The sequence below is a fragment of the Pseudomonas sp. FW305-E2 genome (assembly GCF_058782925.1).
Genome location: NZ_JBYSYE010000033.1, coordinates 62,528 through 71,419, shown reverse-complemented (window position 1 = coordinate 71,419; position 8,892 = coordinate 62,528). Strand labels below are relative to the sequence as shown.

Annotated in this window: 8 protein-coding genes; 5 read left to right on the top strand and 3 right to left on the bottom strand. The window is 62.8% G+C overall.

What is annotated here, in order from left to right; genetic code table 11:
- A partial coding sequence (locus tag AC3WLP_RS20810) for a primosomal protein N' (RefSeq protein WP_492576235.1) occupies positions 1 to 1,761 on the bottom strand: 1,761 nt, incomplete at its 3' end.
- 167 nt (positions 1,762 to 1,928) lie between these two features.
- On the opposite strand from AC3WLP_RS20810, the gene rpmE reads away from it, so the two are divergent.
- The 3 genes from rpmE (at position 1,929) to AC3WLP_RS20795 (ending at position 4,415) form a co-directional block, all read left to right on the top strand.
- Positions 1,929 to 2,144: a 50S ribosomal protein L31 gene (gene rpmE, locus AC3WLP_RS20805; protein WP_003249127.1), complete on the top strand. Its 216-nt coding sequence runs from the start codon at positions 1,929 to 1,931 to the stop codon at positions 2,142 to 2,144.
- A gap of 2 nt (positions 2,145 to 2,146) precedes the next feature.
- Positions 2,147 to 2,968 carry a thermonuclease family protein gene (locus tag AC3WLP_RS20800; RefSeq protein WP_012053955.1) on the top strand — a complete coding sequence of 274 codons (822 nt, stop codon included), beginning with the start codon at positions 2,147 to 2,149 and terminating at the stop codon, positions 2,966 to 2,968.
- A gap of 178 nt (positions 2,969 to 3,146) precedes the next feature.
- The gene (locus AC3WLP_RS20795) at positions 3,147 to 4,415 is read left to right on the top strand and encodes a malic enzyme-like NAD(P)-binding protein (RefSeq protein ID WP_003249133.1); all 1,269 of its coding nucleotides are present in this window, start codon (positions 3,147 to 3,149) and stop codon (positions 4,413 to 4,415) included.
- Between the two features lie 111 nt (positions 4,416 to 4,526).
- On the opposite strand, the gene AC3WLP_RS20790 is transcribed toward AC3WLP_RS20795, so the two are convergent.
- Both AC3WLP_RS20790 and AC3WLP_RS20785 read right to left on the bottom strand, forming a co-directional pair.
- A complete protein-coding gene (locus AC3WLP_RS20790) occupies positions 4,527 to 4,649 on the bottom strand; it encodes a hypothetical protein (RefSeq protein WP_256596076.1) in 123 nt (40 codons plus the stop codon).
- A 164-nt stretch (positions 4,650 to 4,813) separates the two neighbouring features.
- Positions 4,814 to 7,264: a penicillin-binding protein 1A gene (locus AC3WLP_RS20785; RefSeq protein ID WP_371919700.1), complete on the bottom strand. Its 2,451-nt coding sequence runs from the start codon at positions 7,262 to 7,264 to the stop codon at positions 4,814 to 4,816.
- A 206-nt stretch (positions 7,265 to 7,470) separates the two neighbouring features.
- Between AC3WLP_RS20785 and pilM the strand changes: the two genes are divergently transcribed.
- Together pilM and AC3WLP_RS20775 are read left to right on the top strand one after the other, a co-directional pair.
- Complete coding sequence (gene pilM, locus AC3WLP_RS20780; RefSeq protein ID WP_017148007.1) at positions 7,471 to 8,352, top strand: type IV pilus biogenesis protein PilM; 882 nt, start codon at positions 7,471 to 7,473, stop codon at positions 8,350 to 8,352.
- A complete protein-coding gene (locus AC3WLP_RS20775; protein ID WP_012053951.1) occupies positions 8,349 to 8,885 on the top strand; it encodes a PilN domain-containing protein in 537 nt (178 codons plus the stop codon). The genes pilM and AC3WLP_RS20775 overlap by 4 nt, the downstream gene beginning before the upstream one ends.
- The last annotated feature ends 7 nt before the right edge of the window (positions 8,886 to 8,892 follow it).

Sequence of the window (8,892 nt, the reverse complement as noted above, 5' to 3'; positions counted from 1 at the left end):
CCCGGCCACCTGTACGATAAGTTGTGCCATGCGCTCGCTGGCGCGGAAGTCACCGGAAAACAGCCCACCATCGGCATCAAGGATGGCCACCAGGGTCACCCGCGGGAAGTGGTGGCCCTTGGCGAGCATCTGGGTGCCGACGAGGATGCTTGGCTGGCCGCGCTGGATGGTGCTGAACAGGTTGTGCATGGCGTCCTTGCGCGCCGTGCTGTCGCGGTCCACGCGCAGGATCGGGTAATCCGGGAACAGCACCTTCAGGCGCTCTTCGGCGCGCTCGGTACCGGCACCGACCGGGCGCAGGTCGACGTGGTTGCATTGCGGGCACTGGTGCGGCAGGCGTTCGTCATAGCCACAGTGGTGGCAGCGCAGCACGCCGGAGCGCTGGTGCACGGTCATGCGCGCATCGCAGCGTGGGCATTCGGACAGCCAGCCGCAATCGTGGCACAGCAAGGTTGGGGCAAAGCCGCGGCGGTTGAGGAACACCAGCACTTGTTGGCCAGCTTCCAGGGTCTGTCGGATAGCCTGCTGCAGCGGGCCACTGATGCCGCTGTCCAGTGGCAGGCTCTTCACATCAAGGCGCAGCATGCGCGGCGGGCGGGCCCCCCCGGCGCGTTGGTTCATACGCAGCAGGCGGTAGCGGCCGGTCAGGGCGTTATGCAGGGTTTCCAGCGACGGTGTGGCGGAGCCGAGCAGGATCGGGATGTTCTCCTGGTGAGCGCGTACCAGTGCCAGGTCGCGGGCGTGGTACCGCAGGCCTTCCTGCTGTTTATAGGAGCCGTCGTGCTCTTCGTCGATGATGATCAGGCCGGGGTTTTTCATCGGCGTGAACAATGCCGAGCGGGTGCCGATGATGATATCGGCCTCGCCGTCCCGTGCCGCCAGCCAGGCATCCAGGCGTTCGCGGTCGTTCACCGCAGAGTGCAGCAGGGCAATGCGCGCGTTGAAGCGTTGCTCGAAGCGGGCCAGGGTTTGCGGGCCGAGGTTGATCTCCGGGATCAGCACCAGCGCCTGCTTGCCGGCTTCCAGGGTTTCGCGGATCAGTTGCAGGTAGACCTCGGTCTTGCCACTGCCGGTGACGCCGGCCAGCAAGAACGCGCCGAAACCGCCAAAGCCCTCGCACACGGCGTCGAAGGCATCGCGTTGCTCTTCGTTGAGGGGGAGTTCCGGCTGTGCCAGCCAGTGCTCATGGCGCAGGGCCGGCAAGTGGCGGCGCGTCTCGATCTGCACCAGATCCTTGGCCAGCAGCAGGTCGAGGCTGTCCTTGTTCAGGTTGAGTTTGGCCAGCAGGCTGTGGGCCACGCCGTGCGGGTGCTGGGCCAGGGTCTTGAGGGCGTCGCGCTGGCGCGGCGCGCGGGCGATGCGCGGGTCCTCCAGGCGGGCGCCAGGGGCTATGTGCCAGAAGCGTTCCTGGCGCATTTCGGCAGCTTCGCCCTGGCGCAGTAGCGTGGGCAGCGCCCAGCTCAGGGTATCGCCCAGGCTGTGCTGGTAGTACTGGGCGGTCCACAGGCACAGCTTGAACAGCGACGCGGGGATGGGGGACACCGGGTCGAGCAGGGCAGTGGCCGGCTTCAGTTTGTCGGCGGGCACTTCGCTCTGCGTGCACACCTCTATCAGCACACCGATCATTTCGCGGCGGCCAAAGGGCACGCGGATGCGCATGCCAGGGGTCAAGGTCTGGCGCGCCATGCTCGCCGGCGCCTTGTAGTCGAACAGGCGCCGCAGCGGAGAGGGCAGGGCAAGGCGCAGGATGACGTCGGACACGCGGAAAGTCTCGGAGGGCGTTACAAGGACTGGCGAGCCTAGCAGACGACGGTCGGTGCAAGCGACATCTTGCGCTGACGGTGTGCTCTGGTATTATTCGCCGCCTAATTACGTGCGGTATTCAACAATTGGTGTTGGGTGGCGGCACGCAGCTCGAGGAAGTGACCATGAAAGAAGGTATCCACCCGAACTACGAAGTAGTTGCAGTCACCTGCAGCTGCGGTAACAAGTTCGAAACTCGTTCGACCCTGGGCAACGTCCTGTCGATCGACGTTTGCAACCTGTGCCACCCGTTCTACACCGGTAAGCAGAAAGTTCTGGACACCGGTGGTCGCGTACAGAAGTTCGCCGATCGCTTCGGCATGTTCGGTGCCAAGAAGTAATCATGCGCAGGGCGAATCCTTCGGGCTTCGCATTGTTGCTGAAGAAGGCGTCCCTTGTGGGCGCCTTTTTTGTGGGCGTTATCTGGCATTTCCCGGTCCTGGCGTTCTGCCCACAGCCGGATAAGCCCCAATGGGTAGCGGTACGACAGGTGGTTGATGGCGACACCTTGCGTCTGGTCGATGGCCGCAGTGTGCGGCTGATCGGTATCAATGCCCCGGAAATAGGCCGCAAGGGGCGTACCAGTGAGCCCTATGCCGAAGCTGCCAGACGGCGATTGCAGGCCTTGGTAAAGGCCAATGACGATCGTGTCGGGCTGGTGCCTGGTGTTGAAGGTAAGGACAAGTACGGTCGCACACTGGCGCACATCTACAGCCGCAATGGCGACAATCTGGAAGCACAATTGCTTAGCGAGGGCTTGGGCTACCGCGTGGCCATTGCCCCTAATGTGCGTTTCAGCGATTGCCAGCAGCTTGCCGAACAAGTAGCGCGCCAGGCTGGCGTTGGCCTGTGGCGGCATTCGCCCGTAGTGGCTGCAAGCGATGTCAGGCAGTCAGGTTTCGCTGTTGTGCGTGGTCGTATCGAAGGCATCGAGCGAAATCGTGGTGGGGTCTGGCTTACCCTGGGCGGTACCCTGGTACTGCAGGTTCCCGCTCGTCTGCAGCGCAACTTCCCCGCCAGCTTCTTCGATAATCTCAAGGGACGCCAGGTCGAAGCGCGCGGCTGGGTGCTGGATCGTTCCCGCAGGGGTGGCCTCAAGCCCGGGCAGCGACGTTGGGTGTTGCCATTGACCGATCCAAGCATGTTGGAGCGCATTTCAGGTTAAAAGATGTAGACATTTCGCTACGAGATTGTACACACTGTTGGTTGTATGCCCCCGTGGGTTGTAGCGTAAAGTCGTAGGCTAAAGGCCTTGACACAAGTGACCGGCCAGTCTTGTGGCTCCCCGGCTCTTTGCGTATCCTCGGCGGTCCGTCAGAACAGTAAATAGCGGAATGCCCACCATGTCAGACCTGAAAACCGCCGCTCTCGAATATCACGCTCAACCTCGTCCGGGGAAACTGAGCGTTGAACTCTCCAAGCCCACTGCCACCGCCCGTGACCTCGCCCTGGCCTACAGCCCAGGTGTTGCAGAGCCGGTGCGCGAAATTGGCCGTGATCCAGAGCTGGCTTACAAATACACCGGCAAAGGCAACCTGGTTGCGGTGATTTCCGATGGCACTGCCATCCTCGGTCTGGGTGACCTCGGCCCACTGGCTTCCAAGCCGGTCATGGAAGGCAAGGGTGTTCTGTTCAAGCGTTTCGCCGGTATCGATGTGTTCGACATCGAAGTCGAGTCGGAAAGCCCGCAAGCGTTCATCGACACCGTTCGCCGCATTTCGATCACCTTCGGTGGCATCAACCTTGAAGACATCAAGGCACCTGAGTGCTTTGAAATCGAACGTACCCTGATCGAACAGTGCGACATCCCGGTGTTCCACGATGACCAGCACGGTACTGCCATCGTAACTGCCGCTGGCATGATCAACGCCCTGGAAATCGCCGGCAAGAAACTGGAAGACGCCAAGATCGTCTGCCTGGGCGCCGGCGCTGCTGCCATTTCCTGCATGAAGCTGCTGGTAAGCATGGGTGCGAAGGTCGAGAACATCTTCATGATCGACCGTAGTGGCGTGATCCACGCTGGCCGTGACGACCTGAACCAGTACAAGGCGCAGTTCGCCCACGCGACCGACAAGCGCACCCTGGCCGACGCCCTTGACGGTGCCGACGTGTTCGTAGGTCTGTCTGGCCCGAACCTGCTGAGCCCGGAAGGCCTGAAGTCGATGGCTGCCAACCCGATCGTGTTCGCCTGCTCGAACCCGGACCCGGAAATCTCGCCAGAGCTGGCGCACGCCACTCGCAACGACGTGATCATGGCGACCGGCCGTTCCGACTACCCGAACCAGGTCAACAACGTACTGGGCTTCCCGTTCATCTTCCGTGGTGCTCTGGACGTTCGCGCCAAGCGTATCAACGAAGAGATGAAGATCGCTGCCGCTATCGCCCTGAAAGACCTGGCCAAGCTGCCAGTGCCGAAGGAAGTTTGCGAAGCCTATGGCGTTGAAGGCCTGGAGTTCGGCCGTGAGTACATCATTCCGAAGCCGCTGGATGCACGCTTGATCACCGTCGTTTCCGATGCTGTGGCCAAGGCTGCCATCGAATCCGGCGTGGCTACCCTGCCATATCCGAAGCACTACCCGCTGACCAGCGTGGATGAAGTGTTCAACGGCTGATTGCCGCAAGCGACATAAAAAAGCCCCGGCTCGCATGAGCCGGGGCTTTTTGTTGGGGCTTGAGAATGTGTCAGGGCTGCAAGGTGTTCGTCAGGGCACTTGTGGCGCCTATCAGATCGAGCGCCGCCCGCGCGGCGCATCGCGACGCCGCTCCCGCATTTGTTGCAACGTGGCCATGTCTGTGAGGCCATGGTTGTCAGCCTTGCTGGCATGACTGGATTTGGAGGTGGGCATTGATGCCGCCCCGCCTGTCTTAAGGCATGCACCCAGGCGGGCAACCATGGCCTGGCAGGTTCGGCACGTTGCAGCAGATGTGGGAGCGGCCTTGCGTCGCGATGCGCCGCGCGGGCGGCGCTCGATTCACGCGCCCACGCAAAACCTGAGTCACGCGCCCTGCCTTAGAACAAATCCATCGGCGTCGCTTCATCGGCTGGCAGCGGGCTGCCCGGTGCCGCGCCATTGCCCAGCTCGTCCACCGACGGCGGCGAATCTTCGGCTTTGAACAGCTCGAAGTAGGCATTCGGGGTGCTCGGCGATGCCGCGCGCCCGCTGACCGGGTCGACGCGCAAGCTGAGAATGCCCTCCGGTTCTGCCGGGGCATGCGCAGGCTTGTCCTTGAGCGCCGCGCCCATGAAGTTCATCCAGATCGGCAGTGCCGCAGTCCCGCCATATTCGCGGCGGCCGAGGGTTTCCGGTTGGTCGAAGCCGACCCAAACGGTAGTCACGTAATCGGCGTTGTAACCGGAGAACCAGGCGTCCTTGGATTCGTTGGTCGTACCCGTCTTGCCCGCCAGGTCGGTGCGGCCCAAGGCCAGCGCCCGGCGGCCGGTGCCGCGCTTGATCACGTCCTGCAGCATGCTGGTGAGGATGTAGGTGGTACGCCCGTCGATGATCTGTTCGGCCACTGCCGGCGCTTGCGGTGCCGCGGCCACCTGGCTCAAGGCAGAAGGTGCTTCGCCCGGCATGGCCGCAGTGCTGATTGGCTGCTCGGGTGCGGCCAGGCCCGCCTGGTCTTGGGCACCTTGCGGTACGCGGGCCGGGTTGGCGGTGAAGAGTGTCTCGCCGCTGCGGCTCTCGATGCGCGCGATCAGGTACGGGGTGATCTTGTACCCACCGTTGGCAAAGGTGCTCCAGCCGGTGGCGATTTCCATCGGGGTCAGGGTGGCGGTGCCCAGGGCCAGCGACAGGTTGCGCGGCAGGTCCTGCTTGTTGAAGCCGAACTTGGCGATGTAGTCGATGGTGCGGTCCACGCCCATGGCTTGCAGCAGGCGGATCGACACCAGGTTACGTGACTTGTACAGCGCCTCACGCATGCGGATAGGGCCGAGGAAGGTGTTGGTATCGTTCTTCGGTCGCCACACTTTATCCACCGACTCGTCAACGAACACGATCGGCGCATCGTTGACCAGGCTGGAAGCGGTGTAGCCGCTGTCCAGCGCGGCGCTGTAGATGAAGGGTTTGAAACTCGAGCCCGGTTGGCGCTTGGCCTGCACGGCGCGGTTGTAGTTGCTCTGTTCGAACGAGAAACCGCCGACCAGGGCGCGGATGGCGCCGTTGTTCGGGTCGAGGGTGACCAGGGCACTCTGCGCAACGGGCACCTGGCTGAACTTCAATGTGCCATCGTCAAGGCGTTGCAGGCGCACCAGGTCACCGACCTGGGCCACGTCGGCCGGCGATTGCGGTGAGCGGCCCTGGGCGTTGTTGTTGATGAACGGGCGCGCCCATTTCATGGTGTCCCAGGCAACCTGCGCCTCTTGGCCGTCACGGGTCAGCACCTTGAGGCCGGTGTGTTCCACCTGGGTGACAATGGCTGGCTCCAGGCCGCCAAGGGTGCGTTGCTTGCCCAGCTCCTGCAGCCACGCTGCCTGGGTGCGGCCCGGGAAGCGTGCTTCAGGGCCACGGTAGCCGTGGCGCTCATCGTAATCGGATAGGCCCTTGAGGACGGCCTTGTTGGCCATTTCCTGCATGTCGCTAGGCACGGTGGTCGTGACGCGGAAGCCTTCGGTGTAGGCGTCACTGCCGTAGCGGCCGACCATTTCCGCGCGGGCCATTTCGGCGATGTACGGGGCATTCACCTCAGGCGTCGGCACGTGATAGCTGGCGTTGAGCGGCTCGGCCAGGGCGGCCTCGTAGCTGGCCTGGTCGATCTTGCCCAGCTTGTACATGCGCCCAAGGATCCAGTCGCGGCGCTCTTTGGCGCGCACCGGGTTGGCCAGCGGGTTGAAGCGCGACGGTGCCTTGGGCAGGCCGGCGATCATCGCCATCTGCGCCAGGCTCACGTCACGGATGGACTTGCCGTAATACACCTGTGCTGCTGCATCGATACCGTAGGCGCGGTTGCCCAGGTAGATCTTGTTCACGTACAGCTCAAGGATTTCGTCCTTGGTCAGCTCACGCTCGATCTGCAGGGCCAGCAGGATTTCGTTGGTCTTGCGTGAGAAGCTGCGTTCGCTGGTGAGGAAGAAGTTCTTCGCCACCTGCATGGTAATGGTGCTGCCGCCGGTCTGGATATGCCCGGTTTTCACCAGCTGGGTCGCGGCGCGCATCAGGCTGCTGGGGTCGACACCGTAGTGGTTGAGGAAATTGTCGTCCTCGGCTGACAGCAACGCCTGAATGAATTGTGGGGGAATTTCCGCGAAGCGGATCGGCGAGCGGCGCATTTCGCCGAATTCGGCAATCAGCTTGCCATCGCTGCTGTACACCCTGAGGGGGATCTGCAACTGGATGCTTCTGAGGGACTCGACCGAGGGCAGGCTGGGACTAAGATACAGAAACGCACCGCTCACACCGAGTACGAGCGCGCAGATGACTGCGACGGAAGACCACCAGAAGAACTTCAGCAGACGTATCAAGGCTTTTCGGTGTCCAGGTTGGGAGTGGATTGCACGCAGGTCCGGTGGACCAAAAAACGCTGGGCATTATAAGCATTTTTCGCCTCTCCGGGTGACCGGCCAGGCTACCCGTCGACTCGATGAGTAGCCCCGGCTCAGTGTTGCCGCGGGGTTGCGACAGGTGGCTGCGCTTGGCAGCTGCAACAGACAGCAAAGGAGTCGCGATGTTTGGACGCTTCGGCAAGGATGCCGGTTCACTGGTGGGGGTGGAAATCACGCCCGACGCCGTTCGGATAATGCAACTGCAGCAGCGCAATCGACGCTGGCGTGTGATGGGATCGGCACAAGAGCTGTTTCAGGCGCCGCTGGCCGATGACTGGGCTGAGGCGCCTGGGGAGGTGGTGGCTGCGCTGCAGCGCGCTTACCGGCGCAGCGGCCTCAGGCAACGCCGGGTAGCGCTGGCACTGCCGGCCAGTCAGGTTATCTGCAAGTTGTGCCATCTGCCGGTGGAGCAGAGCGGGGCGCAGTTGGAGGCACAACTGCTTGCCGATGCAGAGCGGCTGTTTCCGTTTCCGCTGGAAGACCTGGCCTTGGATTTTCAGGTCATGGGGGCTTCCCATGACCAGCCAGGTTGCTCAGAGGTAATGGTTGCTGCCTGTCGACAGAGTGCGCTGGCGTCACTCGAATCCGTCGTCGAGGAGGCGGGCTTGCAGTTGGAAGCCGTCGAGGTCGACACCATTGCCTTGTGCCGCATGTTGCCACAGGGTGGCCTTGAGGGAGCAGCGCTGCTGCGTGTCGAAACCCGCAGCGTAACGCTTCATGACTGGCAGCCGGGCAGGGTGTACCAGCGCTGTGAACTGCAAACGACTGGCCCGGATATGAACGGGCAATGGCCAGAGCGCCTGCAGGCTTTACTTGCCAGGCAGAGCCTTCCTGCGGGGTTGTGGGTTGCCAGCAGCTCATCGATCAATCCGGGCTGGCTGCAGGGCCTTGGCAGCCGGCTGAATGTGCGGTGCACGTACCTGCCTGGGCTGGCAGGGCTTGAGCATGTTGATGGGGCGATGCTCCTGGCCTGCGCCTTGGCCTTGGGAGGTTTGCGGCCATGATGCGGCTGAACCTTCTGCCCTGGCGCGAACGGCAGCGTCAGGCGGCGCTGCGTCGCTTTCGAGGCCAGCTGGTGGGTGGTGCACTTTTGGCTTTGTGCGCCGTGATGCTGGTCGATCAGCTGGCCCGCCAACGCGGGCATCAGCAGGTGCTGGCCAATACCCAGCGCCAAGCGACCCTTGATGCACAGGATGAGCAGTTGCAGTCGCTGGCCGAAGTGCGTGCACAGCATGAAGCGCTACTTGCCCGTGCGGTGGCCCTGGAAGGCCTGCGCGCCCATCAGGGTGTATTGGCCGGTGTCTTCGCCGACCTTGAAGGGGCGTTGCCTGAAGGTGTGCAGCTACTTGACCTGAGCCTTGATAGTGGCCGCTTGCAGATGACAGGGGTGGCTGCGTCCGGTGCTGTGGTTGCTCAGTTCATGCGCGACTTGAACCGCTCGAGCGTTTTGCTCGATCTGGAACTCAAACGCATCAAGAGCCTGCCGGACGGCGATGAGTTTCTGCTGACCGCTCGCGTTGCGGCGTTCTGGTCGTGAGTACCGC